The sequence below is a fragment of the Legionella longbeachae genome (genome assembly GCF_004283175.1).
Classification (GTDB): domain Bacteria; phylum Pseudomonadota; class Gammaproteobacteria; order Legionellales; family Legionellaceae; genus Legionella; species Legionella longbeachae.
Window position 1 is genome coordinate 191,342 of record NZ_RXNW01000003.1, and the last position, 24,509, is coordinate 215,850.

Here is a 24,509-nt window from a genome sequence, read left to right on the forward strand (position 1 = left end):
CCAGTTATTAGGCTTCAAGTCAATACCGACGCATTCTTTCAACCCAATATACCCAAGGTAAGCCCTGATTTTATAAAATTCATCACTCACGCTAACTAGGAGTCTTTGATTAAGGATTATTGAATGGTTACAATAGATTAAAAATAATGGGGGTGATAAGGATATGTCATTACTCGATAAAATATTAGGAAAGCCTCTAACCTTAAAGGCAAAAAAAAAACAGCAGCTGTCTATTTTTACAGGTGTTCCTGCTTTAGGACTTGATTCCCTATCTTCAACAGCTTATGGCCCTGAAGCAGCACTCACGGTTTTGTTACCAGCAGGAATAATAGGCCTACATTATTTTTTTACTATTTCCCTAATAGTTGTTCTCGTACTTATGTTTTTATATTTTTCTTATTTACAGACAGCCGCAGCTTATCCAGAAAAAGGGGGGGCTTATATTGTCGCCAGTGAAAACTTGGGCAAGAAATATGGTTTAGGTGCAGCAATTTCATTAATACTAGATTATTTATTAAATGTTACGGTTGGGATATCGGCTGGAGTCGCTGCAATAGTCTCAGCAGTACCATCATTACATCCTTATACTCTTGTGTTATGCCTTGCTATTTTACTGATGCTCACCGTCATTAACTTGCGTGGACTGCGAGAAACAGGAACGCTTTTTTTAATCCCTGTAGTTATATTTATAATTTGCATGATAATTACTATAGTCATTGGAGTCTTCGATGTTTGGAGTAACGGTGGCACTACACATACAAATATGTCTTCGAGAATACTAACAAACCATACTGGAAAATTAACATTTTGGATGTGTTTAACCGCCTTAGCTTATGGATTAACTGCAATGACTGGAGTTGAGGCAGTAAGTAATGCAGTATCGTTATTTCGCAAACCGACAGTGAGAAATGCACAATGGACATTAACCATAATTGTGGGCACGCTTGCTCTATTTTTAATTTTCATTGGCTATCTTTGTCCCGCTTATCAGATTATGGCGATGAATCAAAATCAACCTGGTTATCAAACCATACTGTCTCAATTAGTTGAAGCAACGACTGGAAAAGGTGTATTTTATTATATTTCAATTATCAGCATTTTTATTGTTCTAGCCTATTCTGCACAAACAAGTTTTTCTGGATTCCCGAGAATATGCCGTTTACTCGCTGAAGATAATTTTTTACCTCATTTCTTTGCTGAGCGAGGAAGGCGCCTCGTTTTTTCAGTTGGAATTGTCATTTTGGCAATTTTTTCTGCTGTGATACTGATAGCTTTTAAAGGAATCACTAATAATCTGATTCCTTTATTTGCTGTTGGTTCTTTTAGCGCTTTCCTCTTCTCTCAGAGTGGTATGGTAGTATATTGGTTGCGGCAGGGAAATAAAAAAATAAGTTATAAGCTAGTGATTAATGCCTTAGGTGCCTTGATAACTGCAATTGCCCTGCTGATTATCATTATTACAAAATTTTTAGAAGGTGCCTGGATCATTATTGTTCTAGCACCGACACTAGCATTTTTAATGCATCGTATAAAACTTCATTATAAAAAAATTGCCCATGAAATTAAAAATCCAATTAAGATAAATCTCAATTCATTAAAACCTCCTATAGTTATTATCCCCATACAAGGTTTAGATTTAATCGCCGAAAAAGCAATTCAATTTGGAATGTTACTCTCGGAGGATATTACGGCTGTTTTTATCGATGCAGGTTATGAGGATGTTCAGGAATTGAAAAAGCTTTGGCATGAAAAAATTGAAATACCAGCTGAAAAAGCAGATAAAAAAACGCCTAAACTTGAAATTATTAAATCACCATATCGCCGTATCTATAAACCATTATTAAATTTTGTAAGTAAAGTAAGAAAAGAAAGGAAAAATGATCTTATAGCGATTATTATACCTGAATTAATAGAGCCTAAATGGTATGAGTATTTGTTACACAATATCCATGCAACAGGTTTACGTGCGTTACTTTTTTTAGAAAGAGAGCCTCGTATTATTGTAATTACAATACCTTGGTATTTACGCTAATAAGGATTGATTGATGACACAATTTGAGAAAACAGCTGATTTTATGAAAAAACCTTGGGTTATTTTTCTTTATGCAATTTTTGTTATTGTAGCCTATTATTTTGTTGATAGACCTTTGGCAATTTATTTGCATCAATTAGATCTAGGGACTAAAGTCCCCTTATTAGAGGGATTAACTGCTTTAGGTAAGTCGGTTGCTTATATTGGCTTATTTTTTATCATAGGATTATATTTTCGTTATATTAAAATTAATCCCTTATACGAAACAAGATCTTGGTTTTTGTTAGGTTGTGTTTTTATTGCAAATTTTGTTTGCGTGATTCTGAAGATCGCTTTAAGTCGTGCTCGACCAGATTTATTATTTTCAAGTTATGAATTTGGGTTTTATTGGTTTAAATTGAGCAGTAATTACTGGTCTTTTCCTTCAGGGCACACAACCACAGTTGTTAGTTTAGCTACAGGATTAGGTGTGCTTTTTCCGCGTTATTTTTATCTTTTACTTATTCTTGCATTTTTAGTGGCTCTATCAAGAATTTTATTATGTTTTCATTATTTAAGCGATGTGATGAGTGCCTTTTATATTAGTTTATTAGTAGTTAGCTATTTTATTGAATATCTTAAAAAGAAAATTGGTTCAAAAAAATGGGTGGTATTGTTCGGAGTAAAATTGCAATCTGAGTCATAACAGTATCAATCCATCACTAACGCAAGGGAGTGCTGATGAGTATAGAAACGGAATTAAAAACTCTGGTTAGCATTTATGCCAGTTATGATGAGAAAAATCAAAGTTATTTGGGTGATTTGAATAAAGAAACCCTGTTACGTTTAGATGCTGATTTTATTAGATGTATCAATAAGCTACTGTTAAAAGATGGTCCGGACAAGAAGAAGATTCGAAAAAATTATAAATCAATGGCAGTGCAGTTTCATCCGGATCATGGCTGTACATTTAGTCCTGAAATTGTATGGCTCGAAAAAAAATTGTCTGAAGGCCGTAATGATGGGGCATGTTTCAAAACATTAATGCTTTGTTATGAAAAACTAACTTCACCACAAGACTTTAAACCTATTCAGTTTGATGAAATTACGACTCGTGAAGATTTAAAAAAGTGGCTGGAAATGTTAAAAAATCGCTCTAGAACGTATACTGAGCGTAATTTTTATGCCAGCCTTTTAGGTTTGTTAGAAGAGTCAACAAGCTATTTCGATGAGGTTGGCAAGATAAAACCAACCGGCTTACGCGCTCTTATCTCGTTTCTTCCTATGGTCTTTATTAGTTTTGGAACTTTTGTTTTTGCAGAAGAGTTATTTGCCGTTTATGCGCTTTATTTTGCTTTATTAAAAAGTGGACAATACCTTGGGAGCAGTCAATCTAGGGAGTTACAAAAACTGGGTGAAACATTACAGAAAATTAGCGCAGTGACGGCAACGGCGACAACAACTTTATTGGTCCGTTTACTCGAAATGACTTTCTGGGCAACGCGTCAATTTTATGATGCCAGTTTACAGATTGGGTCTGCTCTTTTAACCCCCCTAATTGCTGTTTCTTCAACGACGAAGCATCCCTATGAAGAACCTGACGATCTATCAATATGTAAGGAATTAGTTCTGGCAAGCCACAATCAAAGTACTATTGAAAACTTTAGGACTCCAGAACTAAAAATGATTGCAGCCCCTATTGAGTCATACCTTGGATTATTAGATCAGCAATTTTTTAAAAATTGGCGGGCAGGAGGAGTAAAATCCCGATCTTTAGAAGCATTTTTACTCCACATGCGAGTTATCGATAAAGAGGGTGATTTAGAAGTAGAGGAAAAAATAAAAAAAGCATTTGAAAGATTAGTCTTAGTGAAACAAGATTCACATGTTTACAATGGTAATACTGCAATAGCAATTGATCGAGCAGATCGAGTGATCAGTTTATTAATGGGCAATATGGCAAATCAGATGACATTGCCGAATCGTGAGGAGCGGGATACAATTTGCAAATTTGGATCAAAATAGTTTGCTTATTTCATCATGTGCTAATAAATGTCATTGCGTAATAAATTAAGCTATTTTGAACAGCATAGTAGAATTATAAACAGACAATACGGTAAATTTTGTTTAAATTGTTACTTCCCCTTGAATTAGATACCGTATCTCTGGCAAGATGCGTTTGTTTTGATTATCCAGTGAGGAATTATGAAAATTCTCGTGGCAGTGAAGCGTGTAATTGATCCTTATGTAAAAATTAGAGTTAAATCGGACAATACCGGAGTTGAAACACAAAATATCAAAATGGCAATGAATCCATTTGATGAAATTGCTGTTGAAGAAGCATTACGTCTGCGTGAAAAGAACTGGGCGACTGAAGTTGTTGCGGTAAGTATTGGTGGAGACAACTCACAAGAAACACTGCGTCATGCTTTAGCTCTAGGTGTTGACAGAGCAATTTTGGTACGAACCCAAGATTCTTTTGAAAGCTTGAATATCGCTAAAATATTAAAAAAGATTAGTGAAGATGAAAAACCAGATTTAGTTTTGATGGGTAAGCAAGCTATAGATGATGATAGTAATCAAACGCCACAAATGTTAGCTTCTTTATTAAATTGGCCGCAAGCTACCTATGCTTCCAAAATCGAGCCAAATGGAACTTCCCTTCAGGTAACACGTGAAATAGATGGGGGCTTGGAAACCCTAAGTATACATTTGCCTGCTATTGTGAGTACCGATTTACGTTTGAATGAACCGCGATATGCCAGCCTTCCAAATATCATGAAAGCGAAAAAGAAACCGCTAGATATAATTGAATTAGAAAATATGGGATTAGCACTTAAAAAGCATAGTGAAGTATTAAAGGTGACTGCACCAGCAATCCGCAGTGCTGGTGTGAAAGTTGAATCAGTCACAGAGTTATTAAATAAATTACAGCATGAAGCCAAAGTGCTTTGATAGGGAGAAGTGATGAGCACTTTAGTACTTGTTGAACATGATAATAAAATAGTACATCCATCTACTCGCAATGCTTTGAGTGCAGCATTAGAGATGGACGAAAAGCCAACTTTATTAGTGATAGGGCATGAATGTAATTCAGTAGCGGAACAAGCTGCAAGTTTTGCAGGAGCCCATGTCGTTTGGTGTATTGATAAACCCTGCTATAAGCATCCAGTAGCAGAACAAATCAGTGATTTAGTGCTTTCATTTGCACGCTCATTTGATAATATACTGGTTTCTGCCAGTACTTTTGGTAAAAATATTGCACCACGTGTTGCTGCTCAATTAGATGTAACCCAAATTTCGGATGTCAGTAAAATAATTGATGCAAATACCTTTGAGCATCCAATCTATGCTGGTAATGCTATAGAAACAGTACGTGTTTTAGATCCTATTAAAGTGTTGACAATTAGATCCACTGCATTTACTCCGATAACAGCCAACCAAGCTGCTTGTCACATTGAAGTCATCGATAAAGAGGTTCTTGCTGAACGTACCCTATTTGTCAAACATGAATTAAGTAAATCGGAAAGGCCCGATTTAGGAAGTGCCAAAATTGTTGTTTCAGGTGGTAGAGGGTTACAAAGTGCTGAGAAATTTAAGTTAATAGAAGAGTTAGCTGATGTTCTTGGGGCTGCAGTAGGAGCCTCACGTGCTGCAGTTGATGCGGGTTTTGTTCCTAATGATTATCAAGTAGGACAAACTGGCAGAATAGTAGCGCCTGTGCTTTATATAGCTATCGGTATTTCCGGTGCTGTACAGCATTTAGCAGGAATGAAAGATTCCAAAGTGATTGTCGCAATAAATAAGGATGAAGATGCGCCTATTTTCCAAATTGCAGACTATGGTTTGGTTGGTGACTTATTTGAATTAGTACCACAGTTAATCGAACAATTAAAAAATCGTTAGAGGGGTGAAAGTATGTTAGTAGGTGTTCCAAAAGAAATTAAACCTCAAGAAAATCGTGTGGGTCTTGTTCCTTCTAGTATTAGGGAAATTATAAGGGTAGGAAGCTCAGTTATTGTGGAGAAGGGGGCAGGTTTAGGAATTGGTATCTCTGATGATGATTATCGGCATGCCGGAGCGGAGGTTGTTGAGAATGCTGATGAAGTGTATTCCAGGGCAGAATTAATTGTGAAGGTAAAAGAGCCTCAGCCTATTGAATGCAAACGTCTTCGTGAAGGCCAAACTTTATTCACTTATTTGCATTTAGCTCCAGATCCACATCAAACACGTATGCTCAAAGAGTCTGGTGTTACTGCAATTGCTTATGAAACAGTCACTGAAGATGACGGCGGTTTGCCATTATTAACCCCTATGTCTCAAGTTGCTGGTCGAATGTCTATTCAAGCAGGTGCCCATTGTTTGGAAATGGCCCAAGGTGGTAGCGGTATATTATTAGGTGGCGTACCTGGGGTGGCTGCTGCTAATGTAGTGGTTATTGGTGGTGGCGTTGTTGGTACTAATGCAGTACGTATGGCTATGGGGATGGAGGCGCGAGTAACAGTACTTGATCGTTCTTTAGCGCGCTTAAATGAATTAGATTTTCAATTCGGTTCCAAGATTAATACCGTTTATTCTACTGCGGATAGCATAGAAAAATATGTTGCGAGGGCTGATTTGGTGATTGGGGCAGTTTTGGTTCCCGGAGCAGCCGCACCTAAATTGGTAACTCGATCTATGCTTCGCTCAATGCGCCCAGGTTCAGTTTTAGTAGACGTGGCTATCGACCAAGGTGGATGTTTTGAAACAAGTCGTCCAACAACACATCAGGAACCAACATATGTTGTTGATCATGTGGTCCATTACTGTGTTGCTAATATGCCAGGAGCTGTACCAAGAACTTCAACTTTTGCTTTGAATAATGCAACTTTGCCTTACGTCTTAAGTATAGTTACTAAAGGGGTGAAGCTAGCCTTACTAAATGATAAGCACTTACTTAATGGATTGAATGTTCATCAAGGAAAAATTACTTTTGAAGCAGTTGCTCGCGATTTAGGTTATGAGTTTACACCTGCTGCTGTAGCCTTAGCTGGGCGATAATCATAAGGGATGCTGTTGAATCATAAAGAAGAAGTATTTCTCAAAGGTTTAACAGCCCCTAATCCATCTTAACAATTTTATAATAAAAAACTGACCATTCATGCCCGTTATCATCATGATAATTGATAGGTTTTATAGTACTTAAAGAGATCGTTTTTTTCTTCACTTGTGGATGTGAGAAGAAAGAAATTTTGGAGGAAATCAAAATTAAAGTTTTACCCTTAACCTCATCCATACTTCCCCAATATTGATACATCAAGCTATTTAAACCAAAAATATGCCAACCAGTAACTTTATAAGAAGCTTGTATTTGCCCTTCTTCAACGTACTTTTTCTGATAAAAAGCAAGCTCGCTTGCAATATTGTAAGTATCTAGAGGTAAGATAATAGGAACGTTATGGTTTTTATCTTCTAATTGTTGGGCAATGTTATTAATTTCCAGGGTAAGATTATCCCAGGGAATTAATTTTTCAAAAAAGTAATGATTAATTTTTTCCGGCTTATCTGACAAAATACAATAAATAATACTGCTATAAATAACAAACGTAATGATGGAGGTGATAGCCCAACTTTTACGAAAAGTTATACCAAGTATTTGTTGCTTATCAGCTATTAAGAGTGCAAGCCACGGTATAATCGCTAAAAAGATGGGGCCAATCCAATTCATTTTTATCAAATGAAATAAACTAAAAAAGGAAAAAAATAAGAGTGGTACGGCAATATAAATTTGCAAAAAATACTTTGTTTTAAACGTTATCAGTTTTTTCGAATATTCATTTGAGAATAACAGCCACGCACCAAAGATACCTGCGGGTGTTAAAAACGCCACAATTAAACCAATTAATTTATGAAAAGAAAAAGAATAATACTCATGAAATCGTCGCGAACTTTGGAATAAAAAGGATGCCCAATCATGGGTAGCATTCCAATAAATAACCGGTATGAAGATTATTAATGCGATTAACGCACAACAATAAGGCTCTTTACGTAAAAACCATTTTCGGGATGCAGGATCTAATATCAAATAGATTAGTGTCGATAATCCTAACAGTACAATGGTATATTTTGAAAGGAGTCCTAAACCAATCCATATTCCTGCCCAATACCAACTGCTATATTTATCTAAGACAAGACTCTGATAAAGATAATACAGGGCTGCCGACCAGCATAGAATCAGAGGGATATCAGGGGTAATAATTAGGGAATGTATAAAAAAAAATGGCATTATAGATAGTAATACTACTGCATATAAGCCTGCTTCTTTTCGTATTAATGTAGTTAATTTAAAGCTAAAGTAGCAGGTTAAAATCCAGCAAGGAATAGTCGCAAAGCGCACTCCCCATTCATTTGTATCAAAAATTAAGGTTCCTAATTTAATTAAAATAGCAACCATTGGTGGATGATCAAGAAAACTAAAATCAAGATGGTTCGAATAATTCCAATAATATGCTTCTTCAGCTAATAAATTAGATTTGAACATAAAAAATATTCGTAGTAAAAAAAGAAGCAAGATTAAAATTAAAACAGGATGCAAAGATTTACTGCTATTGTTCATTAACTTTTAATTCCTTTCCTCGTCATTATTTAAGTAAGTTTGGCTGCCCGGTACATTATATAGGCTTGATGAAGGATGTTATCGTGATAATAAATTTCAGCAATATTACGGACTTCATTTCGAAAATTATTCATTTCACATGAGTCGCTTCCAAAGCGTTGTGCTAGATTCGCCACGGGGCTCAGGTTTTTTTCAATTGAATTCAAATAATGTCCCAGACTCATCGTTGGTACATGCATTATACCATAATCAAAACAGCCGTTTGTTATACGGTTACCTAACCGATATTTAATGTAATCCGGCTCTCCCCATTTTTCTGGCAGATCAATGTGGTGTGGGAGAGGATTATATTTACTGATTAACGCAAATAATTGGCCAATAAAATGTTCAGTAGGCCAAGTAGTAAATGCTATAACACCACCAGGCTTTAAAACTCTAAGCATTTCATCAATTGCTTTTTGTGCATTGGGAGCAAACATATGACCAAACTGGCTTAAAACCGTATCGAAACTTGCATCAGGATAAGGTAGTTGTTCTACATCACCTTCCTTAAAATCAATAATTACTTGAGCTAATTGTGCATTTAATTCTGCTTTTTCTAATAGTGCAGGACTCAAATCAAGAGCTGAGACTCGGGCTCCCATACGAGCAGCGGTAACCGCAGTTACTCCTGTCCCACATCCTACATCCAAGATATGAGCATGAGCCTTAATACCAGAAAATTGAATCAACTTCGGAGCAACTAGGGTAGTTAATAACTCTAGAGGAGTAAAAAGCCCCCAACTTGTTTTTTGTTTCGCTTTATAATTTATCAACTCATCGGACATATTTATGGTTTTCAGTAAATCATAATATGCTAACACAATAGGTTTGAAAGGAGTATTAACGTTTGGAATATACAATTTTAAGCAAAAAAAGTTGTGTTCAGTCCAGGGGGGAACCAACTCACAAAGTGCGGATAGATTGCATAGAGTATGAATTTCTATGTGGAGATAAATAACTTCATGCAAGGCCTTATATCTCCACGGCTCATGGCTAAAATAAACTATCTTCTACTGGAGCCAACTGTTGCTGCTCGTTGCTTGCATTATAGGCAGGAGCAAGCTCTTCTTCTGCTGGAACTTCCTTATTACGAAAATACTCTATGATACCATTTGGTTGATTAGGCCGAGCTAGTAATCCGCTATGGGGATCAATACGGACTGCAACTACATTCTCAGGTTGTTTCATTTCGCTTTCAGGTTTTCCTTTTAAGGCAACTTTCATAAAGTCAATCCATAAGGGAAGGGCAAGTCCCGCGGCATATTCGTGTAAAGATTTAGGGTTATCGAAACCAATCCAGGTCGTGACTACAAGATCTGCATTAAAACCCGCAAACCATGCGTCAACTTGATCATTAGTGGTTCCTGTTTTACCCGCTATATCTTGTCGATTAAGCACTCTGGCTGCACGGGCCGTGCCATGTTGAATCACATCTTTTAATGCGGTATTCATTAAAAAAGTAATATCTTCAGGCAGTACTCGAGGCGCCAAAGTAGAATGATCCATATTTTCACAGTTGTTGCAAACAACAGTGGGTTTTGCTTGCAATAAAATCTTTCCGTCTGCGTCTGTAATGTGGTCGATAAGATAAGGCTCTATTTTATAGCCACCGTTGGCAAAAACAGCATAAGCAGTGGTTAATTCCATAGGGCTAATAGATAAGCTTCCTAAGGCAAGTGATAAACCTTTAGGCAGTCCTTTTTTGTTAAATCCAAAACGAGTAAGGAAATCTATCGTATAATTGATGCCTATGTCATCAAGAATACGTATCGATACTAAGTTTTTAGATTGAACCAAAGCCGTTTTTAGGCGAGTTGGGCCATTAAATTTCAGGTTTACATTATGCGGACGCCATAAATTTGGTTGGCTTGGATCATCAACAACAATGGGAGCGTCATTAATTAACGTTGCTAAGGTATAACCATTATTCAATGCAGCGGCATAGACAAATGGCTTAAAGCTGGAGCCTGGTTGTCTGCTTGATTGAGTGGCTCGGTTAAACTTACTTTTTTGAAAGTTAAATCCGCCCACTAGAACTTCTATGGCTCCATTTTTAGGATTAAGTGCTACCATTGCTGATTCTGCTTCAGGAATTTGTGCTAATTCCCAATGTTCTTTTGTTGAATGAACATAAATAATATCTCCAACGGCAACTACTTGCATGGCTTTTACAGGGGCTTTTCCTACCCAGCCATTTTTAAGAGCTGGTCGTGCCCATGCCAAACCTTTCCAGGGGATCAGTACAGTTCGGCCATTTTGTAACGTAGCCGTAGCATCTTTTTCTCGTACTTCGGTTACTACTGCTGGAGAAAGATGATTAAGCTCAGGATATTTTCCTAGAATTTTTTGAATTTCATGCAGGGATTTACTGTCTTTTTCACCAATCGTAGCAATAGGTCCTCTATATCCATGGCGATGATCATAAGCAATCAAATTCTTTTCTACTACACTATTGGCTGTATTTTGCAGTGTTCCATCGATAGTAGTATAAACTTTATAACCTTTGGTATAAGCATCCGGGCCAAAATTGTCATATAAGGATTGACGAATCATTTCTGCCACATAAGGTGCTTTTACTTCTATAGGTGTGCCATGGAACTTAGCTGTAATCGGTTGATTAATCGCATTTTGATATTGCTCTTCATTAATATAGCGTTCTTCTAACAAACGCTCTAGGACATGGTCACGGCGTTTCTTAGCTGCCAGAGGATTGGCAATAGGATTTTGTGTTGAAGGTGCTTGGGGAAGGCCTGCAATCATTGCAAGTTCTGCTAAGTTTAATTCATTGAGTGGTTTACCAAAATAAACCATTGCTGCAGCACCGACACCATAGGCGCGATTACCTAAATAAATTCTATTTAGATAAAGTTCAAGGATTTTCTCCTTGCTCAATTCTCTATCAATTTTTATGGCGAGCATAATTTCATTAAGTTTACGTAAAAATGTTTTTTTACGACTTAAAAAGAAATTACGTGCTACTTGCATGGTAATTGTACTACCGCCTTGGGATTTTGTTCCTGTTTTTATCATGCGAACTGCAGCACGACCAAGGCCCATTACATCAACACCAGGATGCTCAAAAAAACGTTGATCTTCTGTGGCTATTAATGCATGAGTAAGCATTGGTGGAATTTCATCATAAGTAACAGGAATACGTTTTTTTTCGCCATACTCCTGAATCAGCAACCCCTCTTTGCTGAATATTTGTAAAGGCACTTGTAATTGTACTGTTTTTAATGAGTCTACATTAGGAAGTTGACTTTCAAGATAGAGGTATAAAAAACTACCTACTATTAATAAAAGAAAAAGTAGGCTCATCAGCGCCCATAGACCCTTACGCCAGAAGTATGCCATTTTCATAGAGTTATATATGCTTTAAATGAAATTTGGCGGGTATTATACAGTGAATCTCATTAAGATTGCGAGTTTTGTGCAAAAAAGAGAAAGAATTTTATACTGATTTTAACTGTTTCATTGAATTTTCATCCAAAAATTCAATGAAACAAAGTAATATCAAGATTCGAAACCGCCATAGAAATACTTGCTACAGAGCAAGTGCCCAATCTTTATTTAATCGATGTTTGGTTTTGAAGTAACATCCTCAACTATACTTATATCCTTTTCAGAATCTAAATTAGATTGAAAAAAAGTTCCTTTTCCCATTTGCTGATTAAGCAAATAGAATGGAGCTAAACCACTGTAGAGAGAAGGTAATTGGCGTTTAGGAAACGGTAATTCTTCCGCTTTTTGTTTTTTGAAGTTCTCGAATTCTAATTGGGTTTTTTCTAGTTCTGCTCGAACATTTTCCAATTCACGATGCAACTCCTCAATCGTTTTTTCATGGGCTTGATGCGTTTCTATTTTTTGCTTTTTAAAACGTTGAAACTCTAATTGTGTTTTTTCTAGTTCTGCCTGGGTATTTTCCAAATCACGACGCAATTCTTCAATCGTTTTTTCCTGCACTTGATGCATTTCTATTTTTTGCTTTTTGAAACGCTCAAATTCTATTTGGTGCTTTTGTACATCTTTTTGGTGTTTTTCCATATTACGACGCAATTCCTCTTTGGCTTTTTCCAAATCACGCCGTAATCCTTCAATAGCTATTTCTTGTCCTTGATTTTTTTCAGTGAGCTTGAAAGTTTGGAGTGTTAATGCGGACTTATCAGATTCTAAAGTAGATTTTTGCCTCTCTAATGAAAATTTTTGCTCCTCTAACTCCAATTTTTGCTGAGTCAGTGTTGATTTTTCATGCTCCAATTCAGATGCTTCGAGTTCTAGTGTTTTCTTTTGAGCGTCTAATCCAGAGTTTTGCAGAACTAATTTAGAATTAACATCTTCTAATTCAGATACCTTGAGTTCTAAAGTTGATTTTTGAGATTTTAACTCTAATTTTTGGGATTTAAGCTCTGAAATTAATAGGATGTTTTGATATTCCCTGCATATACTTGATGCAGCCTCTATAATTTCCTCATCGGAAGAGTCTTTGGATATGTTAAATCTGTTTAAAGTCTCATCGATTAAAAGATCCCCCGATGTACAAAAATAACCACCCGTATAGGCCGTATTAATTAATCCCTTGATTTCAACAGGTTTGATAGAGGTACAAGTAATCTCATAGTTTTGAGTTTTTAATTTCTTTAATAATTGTCGACAATCAATAAAAAATTGAGTTATTTGTCGTTGGATCTCTTCTAATTCTTCAGATGTATATGGAGTTTTTTGGCTAAGGTTTGGTTTTAGGAAACTTATTTCATTTAATAAAAAGGTAAGATATTTTTCGCGATCAGGATATCCTGGGGTACATGCTTTAATGACGCTTGTTAGTTTTTCATCAAATTTTTCTTCCGGATTTTTTATTATATCAATCGCACATAGGCGAGATAATCTTTTTAGTTTAGTTTTGTCTGGGTCTGAAACTAATCGAGTTGTATATGCTTGACTATCGTGATAGCGTACAATGACTGTTGCTAACGAATAAATTAAATCTTCTAATTGAGTCATGCGAATCTCCTTGTTAAAGCATAAATGTAAAATCCCCTTGCAAGTTGGTTTTTCACTATATTAAATGTTTTGATGAAGCGCAAGTTGGTTATCGAAGTAAATATGACAATTGATAACCATTTGTGATAACTTAATTGAATAGTAAATAGTGTAATTTTTTAATAGGTTACGTTAACATCTACCTATACTCTAAAAGGAATGTTTGAATGTATGGAAGATTCAAAGGAATAAAGAACATGCTCAAATTACTACAACCTCAGCATCGTTCAATTCTCGGAATAGACATTACATCCACGGCAGTCAAAATATTAGAAATCTCAGGTAAGAATAATGAGCTTGTTATAGAGAATTACGGACGAGAAATATTACCACCCAATGCAATGGATGGTAATGTTATTAAGGATCTTGATGCAGTTTCCCAATGTGTTAAAAAAATAGTTGACCGATTGCATACCCCATGTAAGCAAGCTGCTTTGGCTGTGCCAGATGCTGCGATAATCAGTAAAGTAGTGCAAATTAATGAAGGCTTAAATGAAGAGGAGATGGAGGAGCTTATCGCTACTGAGGCTGATAAATATATTCCTTATCCAATTGAGGAAATTAATCTTGATTTCGAAGTTTTAGGTCCGCATCAGAAAAATCCGCATCTACTCGATGTACTTATCGTTGCTTCGCGAGCGGAGAATGTGAACCAACGTGTTGGAATAGCGGCGGCTGCGGGTTTAGATACAGTGGTTGTAGATGTTGAGTCTTACGCTGTGGAGCGAGCAGCACAACGTATTGCTTTAGATTTACCAGGACTTGGTAAAGATAAAACAATTGCGATTATTGATATTGGAGCATGTTATACCCATTTATTTGTATTGCATAGAATGAAATTAGTTTATTCCCGAGAAGAAAAATTTGGTGATAAGCAATTAATTGAATCAATTGCTGAACGCTATAAAATGACCTTGGAAGAGGCAGCTCTTGCCAGGGATAAAAAACAATTACCTTCTAACTATGAAACGGAAGTTTTAGAACCATTTAAAGAAAATATCTTGTTACAGATTAAAAGAACCTTGCAGTTTTTTTATTCTACAAACCAAGATGGAGATGTGGATCATATTTTATTAGCAGGGGGATTAGCCAAATTACCAGGCTTAGTTGCTTTAGTTAAAGACCGTTTAGGAAAAACAACTATTATTGCTAATCCACTTTCATATATGACCCCAAGTAAAAAAATCCATTTGGATGCAATAAATAATGATGCACCCGCACTTATGGTAGCTTGTGGTTTAGCATTAAGAAATATAGAGTGACTCTATGACACAAATTAATCTTCTTCCTTGGCGAGAACAAAAGCGGGAGCAAGAAAAAAAGCTGTTCATGGTGTTATTTTTCATAGTTATAGCGCTTTCAATATTTATTGTGTTTTTAATTAATACTTATGCCTCTGATTTAGTAAGTAATCAACTTGTTCGAAATCAGATGCTGCAAGATGAAATAGCGGCTATGAATAGCCAGTTAATTGAAATTAAAAATTTGAAAAAAACTCGAGAATTATTCATTTCCAGAATGTTTATAGTTCAGCATTTGCAATCAACCAGAACCTTGATGGTTCATTTATTTGATGAATTAATTAATGTAATGCCTTCCGGTATTTATTTAACAAAGGTAGAAGGAAAAAATGATATTCTTTCAGTCACTGGTTATACTGAATCAAATACCTATGTTTCAATTTTAATGAAAAATATAGAAATTAATGAATGGATCCATTCTCCTGTTCTGAGCGAAATTAAGAAGGAAGACCGTCAGGAACCTGCTAATAATGAATTTAAGTTAAATTTTGTTCTTGCCCCTCAATTTCAGTTGGGGATTATACGATGAACACTATTAATCTCAGTGAATTAACCTTGGAAAATGTAGGGCAATGGCCACTGATAGTAAAAATTGGTATGCTTTTAGGTACAAGCCTTTTAATTATTGCACTGGGATATTGGCTTATTATTAAAGATAATTTTACTCAGTTTGATACGCTAAAACAGCAAGAAACAACTTTAAAAGCTGATTTTGAAAACAAACAACGTCAGCTGTATAATTTACCTGCCTATCGTGCCCAACTAAAGACTTTGACTGGCCGCTTTGCTTCGGTGCTTACGCAGCTTCCTGAAAAAAATGAAATGCCTGGTTTACTGGAAGAAATTTCCAAGACAGGAGTTGCATCAGGTTTAAGGTTTGAGCTATTTGCTCCCCAGCCTGAGGTAGTTCATGATTTTTATATAGAACTGCCTATAAAAATTTCGGTGGTAGGGACTTATTTTCAATTAGCAATGTTTATTAGTCGAGTTGCTGAAATGAGAAGGATTGTTACCTTACATGACTTTAGTATAGAAGGAGAAACATCTAAAGATCATAAGGTTATTTCAGAGGATGAATTGGTGATGAATATTACCGCTAAAATATATCGATATCGCGCGCAATGATGAACAAAAGAATTTGTTGTATCTGTTTCATATCTTTATTATTAGTTGCTTGTACTGATGATAATGAGGATTTAGTAAACTATATTAATGATGTAAAACAGAGGAAAACACGGGAAATTGAGCCGCTTCCTTCATTTGCTCCTTTGCCATCTTTTAAATTTCCAGATAATAGCAATAGGCGTAGTCCATTCAAGCCTATTTCTCAAAAGAAAGAAGTTGATGTAAATGCGCCTGATAAAAATAGGCCGAAACAACCTTTGGAGGCTTTTCCTCTTGATGCATTAAAATTTGTGGGTATTTTGAAACAAGATAATGAAATATGGGCCTTAATTGAGCTACCTAACAAGGGAGTAACTCCCGCCCGAATTGGTGATTATATGGGACAAAATTATGGTCGTATTGTGTCCATAAAGACTGATTCGATAGAGTTAATCGAGACAACTCAAAGCTCAGGAAAATGGGAAAAACACAGAACTAAAATTGAGCTATATACTGGGAAGTAGGAGCATAAGTGCAAAGAATAGTTGTTTTTTTAATCTTGATAGGAATGAGCTTGGGCTTGGCTTTTGCTCAGAATAACTCTTTGATATCCGTAAAGGTGATTCCTTTGCCGGAGGAGAAGTTACGTATCGACTTTATATTTGCTTATCCGGTTAAAAAACAACCAGGTAATTTTGTAATCGAAAATCCGGCACGCATTGTTATAGATTTTGTTGACACTAATTTACAGTTACCCACTGAGCAGAAAACGAAGGAAATTAAATTTGGTTCTCTGGCTAGCTATACTCTTGTAACTGTTGGTGCCCGTGTTCGAGCTGTTTTGGATTTAAAATACGCTGTGCCATATTTAGGCTCAGTTTCAGGCAAGGTTTATACGATTATTTTAAATGGTAAGAGCAATGAATTATTTCAAGCCCCTAAAGAAATGTTGATTACCAATCGTCCAGTAAAAACAAGTTATGAAATTACCCATTTTGATTTTCGAGGAGTTGAACGCCAGGCAGGACGTGCGGTTGTTGATGTTTCGAGCGCCAGTATTCCAATTGATGTAGAAGAGCATGACAAGGAAATTATAGTTAAATTTTTAAATACTAAAGTGCCGCAAAATTTAAGGAAACGTTTTGATGTTTCTGATTTTCGCAGTCCGGTGAATTTGATTACCTTGCAACAGGATGGAAAAAATGCGCGTATGACCTTAATGGGCGATAGATATTTTGGTCACAATATCTATCAGATTAACAAACAGTTTATGGTTGATGTATTTCCGTTGACTCAGGAAGAAATTGAACAGGAAAAACTTAAGAAACAGGTATTTTCTGGAAGACGGATTTCTTTAAATTTCCAAAATATCAGCATACGATCAGTATTACAGTTACTTGCTGATTTCACAGGGATAAATATTGTTGCAAGTGACAGAGTTCAAGGGAATATTACTTTACGGTTAAATAATATTCCCTGGGATCAAGCATTAGATATTATTTTAAAAACCCAAGGCCTGGCACAGCGCCAAAATGGAAATGTAATGGTGATCGACACGCAAAAATCGTTTAATGACATGGAGGAGCAGCAACTTAAGAGCCAACATAAAATCCAAAGACTGGAACCCGTACGTTCCGAACTCATACAAATTAATTATGCCAAAGCGACCGATCTCGCAATTTTAATTAAAGACAGACAAAACTCACTTTTATCCGACAAAGGTAAAGTCAGTGTCGATACACGTACGAATACTATATGGATCCAAGATAGTGGTAGTAGAGTAGATGAGGTCAGAAAGTTAATAAAGGAATTGGATGTTCCTGTAAAACAGGTACTGATTGAAGCCCGTATTGTTGAGGTGACTAAAGATTTTGCCCAGGATTTAGGTATACGTTGGGGGGTTTCCAAGCCGCAACATTTAAGCGGTACTCTAGCTGGGGCAAATCAATTGGCGCAAGGGGTTGCTCCTGCAGATGTTACACCTTTTACGGACAGATTGAATTTGGATTTGGTAGCAGCCCCTTTGACAAAGGCAAATCCAGCTACAGTAGGAATTGCTTTAGCGCAGCTTGGCGACAATATATTGCTTGATTTGGAGCTTTCAGCTTTAGAAAGTGAAGGACTCGCAGAGCTAATTTCCAGCCCCAGGTTAATTACAGCAAACCAGCAGCCTGCATTAATTGACTCAGGCCAAGAAATTCCTTATCAACAATCAACTTCTAGTGGTGCAACTGCAGTAGCATTTAAAAAGGCAGTCTTGAGTTTAAAAGTAATACCACAAATTACTCCTGATAACAAAATCCTTATGGATTTAAAGATTAATCAGGATCTTGCATTACCTAATCAGACTTATAATGGGGTTCCAGCAATTGCAACTAAAGAAATTCAGACCAATGTTTTAGTGAGCAATGGACAAACTATTGTATTGGGAGGGATTTATCAACAAGATAAAAGCAAGACAATTACTCGCGTGCCTTTTTTTGGCCAATTGCCGGTAGTAGGGAATTTATTTAAAAATACACAAATTGGTGTTCACAATGATGAGCTACTTATTTTTATAACTCCTAAAATAATAACGAATTCATTATCTATCACTACTATTGAGGGGCGAAATCCAGTACGTTTTGATGAAAAATAGATAATGCAAGCTTAATTCAGAGATTAAGTTGAGGCTTCGATTTATAATTAAAGAAAATACTATCTAATTGATGCCAGGAGCCTATGTTTTTTAAGAAGGTGATAAAAAGGGTGATATAATAGTAAATGATTAAAAGTAAATGGTTATAAAATATGTCCATTTGTTGTAGAATACTGTTCGAGAATTTTTACTACGAGAGGTACAATTAGGATTGAGTGTCAATAACCCCCTGTTTTTGGGCAATGATGATATCTCTGTATTGATGTCAAAAAGGGTTATTCAGAACCCAATCTGTGAATTAATGACTTTAAAGTTAAAGAGGTATGTAATAAAAAATGAGCATAGTTAAAGTACGAAATATTTTTCTCATCGGGCCTATGGGTGCTGGTAAAAGCACAATAGGTCGTGCTTTGGCAAAGGAGCTCAAGTTAGAATTTTTTGATTCGGATGAAGTTATAGAGGAACGTGCAGGTGCTGATATATCATGGATTTTTGATATTGAAGGTGAGGAAGGTTTCAGGCGTCGTGAACAAAAAGTTATTGATGAGTTAACTCAAAAAACCAACATTGTTTTAGCAACCGGCGGTGGTGTGGTAATCACTCCTGAAAATAGAAATGCACTGGCAGGGCGTGGAACCGTAATCTATCTAAAGACTTCACTACAACAACAATTTGAGAGAACCAAGCGAGATACTAAGCGTCCTTTACTGCAAACCAATGATCTTGAAGGAAGATTAGAATCATTAAGAGATGAGCGAGAGCCCTTTTATAATGAGTTAGCTGATGTTAGTTTTGAAACTGATAAGTTAACGGTAAAAGCAGTTGCAAATAATATAATAAAATATATTTATGGCGAACTTTGAGGTTTATGAGCAGGTTGATGTTTGTTTAGCTGAACATCAATATCCTGTAATTATTTGTCGAAATGGCTTGCAAAATTTAAATTTTTTGCAAACATTGGTCATTTCTTCACAGGTTTTGATTGTTACAAATCAAACCATTGCTGCCCTTTATTTAAAACAGATACAAGCTGCTTTTGCTGCAATTCAATGTGATGTGGTGATTTTGGAAGATGGTGAGCAACATAAGAATCAACAAAGCTTATTTGCAATCTATGATGCATTAATACAAAACAAACATCACAGGGATACTACGCTTATAGCTTTAGGTGGGGGTGTGGTGGGTGATATGGCTGGATTTGCAGCCTCAACATACCAAAGAGGGGTGAAATTTATACAAATTCCAACCACTTTATTAGCGCAAATCGACGCTTCAATTGGTGGTAAAACTGGAATTAATCATCCTTTAGGAAAAAACATGATTGGTAGTTTTTATCAACCCCAAGCAGTGGTTATTGATTTGGCTACCTTAAACTCGCTTCCAGAAAGAGAGTTTCGTGCAGGGATTGCTGAGATGATCAAGTATGGACTACTTGCTGGAGGAGCGTTTTACAAGCAGTTGTTTGCTGCATTGCAAATGGGATTGACTGCCAATAACCCTCAATTACCTCAATTAATTGCAACATGTTGCAAAATCAAAGCTGAATTTGTTCAAAATGATGAGAAAGAATCAGGTCAACGCGCGCTGCTCAATCTTGGCCATACTTTTGCTCATGCGTTAGAGGCATATACCCATTATCAACAATGGCTGCATGGCGAAGCAGTTGCAATAGGCATCTATTGTGCAGCGATTTTGTCCTATAAAATGAAATTAATCAATGAACAGTTGGTTGCGCAAATTGAACAAATATTAACAAGCGCCGGTTTGCCACATAAAATTCCAAGCACTATAAACTTGAAAAAACTTATAGATTTGATGCGATTAGATAAAAAGGTTAAAAATAATCGATTACGCTTTATCTTAATTAAAAATCCTGGTAGTTGTTATCTCGAGGCCAGAATCACAGAAGATAGTTTATATCATGCACTAGTTGCGGCTGTAAAAGGAGAATAAAAATGACAGAGGGAATAACTCAGTCAGAAAAGGCTGAAAACCAACCAAAAGTATTGTTTAAACCTGGTTCTTGGTTGGCAAAAATTGACTTCATTAATCATTTGATTCTTTTTAATAATGTACTTGTTACTGTATTATCTGAAAAGGAAGGGGGTAAAACTTCATTTGGTACTTTATTACAAAATAATTTGGATCAACAAATCAAATCAGCCTCCATAGTGGTTAAACCTCCTTATCATAAAGAAAACCTTATAAAAGATATTGCAGCTCAATTACACCTTAACTACGACGAAAATACGGATATAATTACAATAGTAAAACAAATAAATGAGCAAAAGTCGCATGTATTATTATTGATAGATGATGCGCAGTATCTGCCTGATTCTTTAATTCAGGAAGCATTATTTGCAATAAAAAGCCAAGAAAATTACAGTTTTTTTCATTTATGTTTTCTCGCAGATTATTCAATTGTTGCATCGCTAAATCATTTAGGGGCTTCCTTGGGGGATAGTTTCATTCATACTATAGAATTAGGGACATTAAATGAAAGCGAGGCGAGAACTTATGTATCACAGCGTGCAATGGCTTCGCATCTAATTAGTAAACCTCTAAGTGATGCACAAATTAAACAATTTTATCAATTAACTAAAGGGAATCTGGCCAAAATTAATAATGATCTGGAAGCATTTGTAAATCAATGCACTCCCTCTGAAAAAATAGACGTGTTCAAGAAAGTAAAAAGGACAGGAATTGCTGCTGGCACGGTACTTGTTGCTGGTTTTTTTGGATTTTATTTATCCCAGGCGTTTCATTCTGCACCTCCTCAAGATAACATCGCTACTCCTGCTCATAGCGAAGAGATACAAACTATTGCAATGAAGCTACCCGAATTACCCGAAAAACCAGAAAGTTATATTGCATCCTGGCAGGATTCTTCTACTCGGCAATTGGTCTACTCTTCCTTGCCTACAAAAGAAGTTTTTGACGAGTCAGATGATGAGATACCCAGTGATACCAAGGCAATTGTGGATAAGGTTGTTGTTATCCCTAAATTACCCGTAAAAAATATAATTGCTGCAAAACATCCTATGCCCGCCAAACATATTTTGGATGCGAAAAAAGTCACAACGAAGAAACAAATTAAATTGGCTAAATCTCCCGCAAAAAAAACCAACTCTAAATTAGTTACTAATCTCTATACAATTCAATTAACTGCCAGTCATGATAAAAAGCACATTGAGCATTTTCGTAAGACGAATAAATTGCTTGCTCAAAATGCTAAATTGAGACGCTTTACTAATTCAAAAGGTGTTTGGTATGTGCTCACTTTAGGAGAATATCCAAATAAAGTTCAAGCACAACATCATGCCAGTAAGCTACCAACGAGTTTGGCAAAGTTGCATCCCTGGGTTAGGCCAGTATCTAATTTTGGATAAGCAATTTATCCTTATTGGAATTGATTCATTAAAATGACTCTCAAAAAGGTGGGGTAGGGCTGTGTAAATATTTCGAGAGTCATTTTCATGCAAGATGTATGTCATTTAGAACGTTCAGTCTGCTTTTGAAAGAATTCTTTGCACGTAAGAGGTCAAAGTTTCAAGTATGCTTCCTCATACGGTTAAGAAGATGACTATATAATATCTCTACTTGGTTTTTTATATTTCATTTTTGGTTGTATTGGTGCATATTTAAATTAACTTCAGGTTTAACATCAATGAATTTCTTCGGCTACGATGATGTAAAAAACTCACTAGCATCCATGATTCCTCAAGAAGTATGGTATTTTATGAAGGGTGGTTCTCGGTTTGCGACCTTATTTTTACATTAATGGGTACGCTCGATGATCTAGTAAAACAATATTTAAGTAAATATAAAAAGAAATCAAGTATCGATGGCTATATGTCTATACTAACGGCTCCCATACCGAGCGTTAGTCTACTTTTGAATAATGTCTTTCGCTTATTATTCTTTTATATTTAGGGGTTATCGATAAGGATAGCCATGTATTGATGACTACACTTTGGAAACTCGTTGGAGCATTTTTTGATGAATTGGCTCATATTGGGCGCGCGCATAATTGGGATCAAAGGAGACGCAAAAACAAAGGACAGCTTGAATAATACGACGATCTCAAAGGAGATCGCCCTGGTTGTTTCTCCGGGGTTAAACTCAGGCTTCTTCAGTCAGTCCTTGACCATCCCTTACTGAAATTGGTCACAGAAGAAGTCATTAAAGAGGAAATCAATGAATTTATGGTGGTGCATTTCAAAAAACAGTTAATTCAAACAATGGTAGTGTTATTAAGGAAATTTGGGACAAAGGAATTGAGCGAAGAAGATACTAAAATAAAACAAAGCCTAAATGTCAACGCAAAACAACAGCAAGGCTTTAACAATTACCTGTCCAAAAAATATGCTCCTCCTTTTTCAGCCAATCCAAGCCTTATTAATCTGGTAGATAAAGCTTTTGAATTAACGCTAACTATAATCGTTCATTTATTTAAACATGATGCTTTGATGATGGATTTTTTGATAAGTTGCAAACATCGGCAGAACAAGAAGACGCTCAGTCCAGAATTCTAATCGGTTGTTTTCATTAAGTATTTCTCAAGCTCAAAGCAATGAAGCACCTTCTTCTTCGTTAGCACTCAATAGGTAAAAATAGCGCTATGGTTGAGCCCTCAGGCTGTTGCAACGGGTGTGGCATTTCTATCTACAAATGTTTCTCGTCACCTTCCGCGAAAGCGGAAGGTCTAAAAGCAACAGGCGTGCTAAACCTTCCATTTTGAGGACTATTTTCAATAGATTTCCCTCTATAGTCACACATCTCGTAAAATTTTGACCGTTTCGCCTCAAGTTGGTAATGTTTGGGAAATTTGTTCGATACGTTCTTCAGCATCGGTATAAATTTTTTTGAAAATATCAAAAAAATTGTCCATAGATAACTTTTCCAACGAATATGCAGTAACACCTTGTGGTGTGGTCACGCTTTCCCGTAATTGAGCAAACGAACGACCGGATTTTTTTGCTAACTCTGCAGCGCCAAATATGGATTCCAATGAAATTTTTTCTGCTAACTCTGCAGAAATCCCTCTACTTATAGCGGCATTTTGTAAAGCTTCTAAAAACAGAAAAATATAGGCTGGTGCGCAACCAATAGGAGCTGTAAGCGTGTCTATCATGGACTCTTGATCTACCCAAAACGTGTATCCCACATTATTAAAAAGAGCTTCAATCATTAATTTTTGCTCAGCTGTGGTTGATGGACTGGCAAATAAAGCTGATGTTCCTTTGCAGAATTCGCTAGGGGTGTTTGTCATGACTCGGATAACTCCTAGTTTGTTATTGTTAAGCCACCGAGAAATGCTTTCTATATCTATAACGCCTGCTAAAGAAACAATTACAGGATTTTTATTTTGAATTATTGGGGCAATTTCCTGACAAACATCTTGCATAAATTGAGGTTTTACCGCGAGAATTATAATTTCAGTATCTTTAACTGCATTAATATTGCTTTTCGTAGATAAAGCATCTAATTCTTTAGCGAGTTGCTCCGATTTGCGGGTATTACGATTACTTAGAGTGAGCAAGTTTGCTGGGTATCCGCTTTTAATAAGGCCACGTACAAAGGCGCTGCCTAAGTGGCCTGTGCCTATAATAGAAATAGATTTGTTTTTAATCATATTGACCTAAAATTTTGTATTTTTGAAAAGATACAAGAGGAACACGTTGATGTCAAGATTTCATGGGTGTCAAAATAGAAACAATGGTGTTTCAGACCAGAAACTGTTTGGGGTTTACATTTGGAATAACATAAACCCCAGCT

Annotated in this window: 20 protein-coding genes; 15 read left to right on the plus strand and 5 right to left on the minus strand. The window is 36.2% G+C overall.

Going from position 1 to position 24,509, the window contains the following annotated elements; all coding sequences use genetic code 11:
* Window positions 1-163: 163 nt before the first annotated feature.
* The 6 genes from EKG34_RS04275 (at window position 164) to ald (ending at window position 7,051) form a co-directional block, all read left to right on the plus strand.
* Window positions 164-2,032: an APC family permease gene (locus EKG34_RS04275; RefSeq protein ID WP_012978905.1), complete on the plus strand. Its 1,869-nt coding sequence runs from the start codon at window positions 164-166 to the stop codon at window positions 2,030-2,032.
* A gap of 13 nt (window positions 2,033-2,045) precedes the next feature.
* Window positions 2,046-2,717, plus strand: a complete 672-nt coding sequence (locus EKG34_RS04280) for a phosphatase PAP2 family protein (RefSeq protein ID WP_003632487.1) — start codon at window positions 2,046-2,048, stop codon at window positions 2,715-2,717.
* 35 nt (window positions 2,718-2,752) lie between these two features.
* Entirely contained in the window at window positions 2,753-4,036 is a 1,284-nt protein-coding gene (locus EKG34_RS04285) for a hypothetical protein (RefSeq protein WP_012978906.1), read from the plus strand.
* Between the two features lie 180 nt (window positions 4,037-4,216).
* Window positions 4,217-4,966, plus strand: coding sequence for an electron transfer flavoprotein subunit beta/FixA family protein (locus EKG34_RS04290; RefSeq protein ID WP_003632483.1), 750 nt, complete (start codon window positions 4,217-4,219; stop codon window positions 4,964-4,966).
* A gap of 12 nt (window positions 4,967-4,978) precedes the next feature.
* Window positions 4,979-5,917 carry an electron transfer flavoprotein subunit alpha/FixB family protein gene (locus EKG34_RS04295; protein ID WP_003632482.1) on the plus strand — a complete coding sequence of 313 codons (939 nt, stop codon included), beginning with the start codon at window positions 4,979-4,981 and terminating at the stop codon, window positions 5,915-5,917.
* Between the two features lie 12 nt (window positions 5,918-5,929).
* Window positions 5,930-7,051 (plus strand): alanine dehydrogenase, encoded by a 1,122-nt coding sequence (ald, locus tag EKG34_RS04300; protein ID WP_003632481.1) that lies wholly within the window; start codon window positions 5,930-5,932, stop codon window positions 7,049-7,051.
* 58 nt (window positions 7,052-7,109) lie between these two features.
* Here ald and EKG34_RS04305 read toward each other — a convergent pair whose 3' ends face one another.
* The 4 genes from EKG34_RS04305 to EKG34_RS04320 form a co-directional block, all read right to left on the minus strand.
* On the minus strand, window positions 7,110-8,606 hold the full coding sequence (locus EKG34_RS04305) for a glycosyltransferase family 39 protein (RefSeq protein ID WP_012978907.1): 1,497 nt from the start codon (window positions 8,604-8,606) through the stop codon (window positions 7,110-7,112).
* Window positions 8,607-8,635: 29 nt separating this feature from the next.
* Window positions 8,636-9,433, minus strand: a complete 798-nt coding sequence (locus EKG34_RS04310; RefSeq protein ID WP_003632478.1) for a class I SAM-dependent methyltransferase — start codon at window positions 9,431-9,433, stop codon at window positions 8,636-8,638.
* A gap of 208 nt (window positions 9,434-9,641) precedes the next feature.
* Window positions 9,642-12,008 (minus strand): penicillin-binding protein 1A, encoded by a 2,367-nt coding sequence (locus tag EKG34_RS04315; protein WP_012978909.1) that lies wholly within the window; start codon window positions 12,006-12,008, stop codon window positions 9,642-9,644.
* 210 nt (window positions 12,009-12,218) lie between these two features.
* On the minus strand, window positions 12,219-13,649 hold the full coding sequence (locus tag EKG34_RS04320) for a coiled-coil domain-containing protein (RefSeq protein WP_080619813.1): 1,431 nt from the start codon (window positions 13,647-13,649) through the stop codon (window positions 12,219-12,221).
* Between the two features lie 236 nt (window positions 13,650-13,885).
* On the opposite strand from EKG34_RS04320, the gene pilM reads away from it, so the two are divergent.
* From pilM to EKG34_RS04365, 9 genes are all read left to right on the plus strand, one after another.
* Window positions 13,886-14,950 (plus strand): type IV pilus assembly protein PilM, encoded by a 1,065-nt coding sequence (gene pilM / locus EKG34_RS04325; protein ID WP_003632474.1) that lies wholly within the window; start codon window positions 13,886-13,888, stop codon window positions 14,948-14,950.
* 4 nt (window positions 14,951-14,954) lie between these two features.
* The gene (locus EKG34_RS04330) at window positions 14,955-15,518 is read left to right on the plus strand and encodes a PilN domain-containing protein (protein ID WP_003632473.1); all 564 of its coding nucleotides are present in this window, start codon (window positions 14,955-14,957) and stop codon (window positions 15,516-15,518) included.
* Window positions 15,515-16,114: a type IV pilus inner membrane component PilO gene (locus EKG34_RS04335; RefSeq protein ID WP_012978910.1), complete on the plus strand. Its 600-nt coding sequence runs from the start codon at window positions 15,515-15,517 to the stop codon at window positions 16,112-16,114. Before EKG34_RS04330 ends, EKG34_RS04335 begins: the two co-directional genes overlap by 4 nt.
* Window positions 16,111-16,617, plus strand: coding sequence for a pilus assembly protein PilP (locus EKG34_RS04340; RefSeq protein ID WP_003632471.1), 507 nt, complete (start codon window positions 16,111-16,113; stop codon window positions 16,615-16,617). The genes EKG34_RS04335 and EKG34_RS04340 overlap by 4 nt, the downstream gene beginning before the upstream one ends.
* A gap of 8 nt (window positions 16,618-16,625) precedes the next feature.
* Window positions 16,626-18,731: a type IV pilus secretin PilQ gene (locus EKG34_RS04345; protein ID WP_012978911.1), complete on the plus strand. Its 2,106-nt coding sequence runs from the start codon at window positions 16,626-16,628 to the stop codon at window positions 18,729-18,731.
* 335 nt (window positions 18,732-19,066) lie between these two features.
* On the plus strand, window positions 19,067-19,594 hold the full coding sequence (gene aroK, locus EKG34_RS04350) for a shikimate kinase AroK (protein ID WP_003632469.1): 528 nt from the start codon (window positions 19,067-19,069) through the stop codon (window positions 19,592-19,594).
* Window positions 19,581-20,684, plus strand: a complete 1,104-nt coding sequence (gene aroB, locus EKG34_RS04355; protein ID WP_003632468.1) for a 3-dehydroquinate synthase — start codon at window positions 19,581-19,583, stop codon at window positions 20,682-20,684. Before aroK ends, aroB begins: the two co-directional genes overlap by 14 nt.
* 2 nt (window positions 20,685-20,686) lie before the next feature.
* Window positions 20,687-22,120 carry an SPOR domain-containing protein gene (locus EKG34_RS04360; protein WP_012978912.1) on the plus strand — a complete coding sequence of 478 codons (1,434 nt, stop codon included), beginning with the start codon at window positions 20,687-20,689 and terminating at the stop codon, window positions 22,118-22,120.
* A gap of 816 nt (window positions 22,121-22,936) precedes the next feature.
* Window positions 22,937-23,266, plus strand: a complete 330-nt coding sequence (locus EKG34_RS04365; RefSeq protein ID WP_003632466.1) for a hypothetical protein — start codon at window positions 22,937-22,939, stop codon at window positions 23,264-23,266.
* Window positions 23,267-23,535: 269 nt separating this feature from the next.
* On the opposite strand, the gene proC is transcribed toward EKG34_RS04365, so the two are convergent.
* Window positions 23,536-24,366, minus strand: coding sequence for a pyrroline-5-carboxylate reductase (gene proC / locus EKG34_RS04370; RefSeq protein ID WP_012978914.1), 831 nt, complete (start codon window positions 24,364-24,366; stop codon window positions 23,536-23,538).
* Window positions 24,367-24,509: the final 143 nt, after the last annotated feature.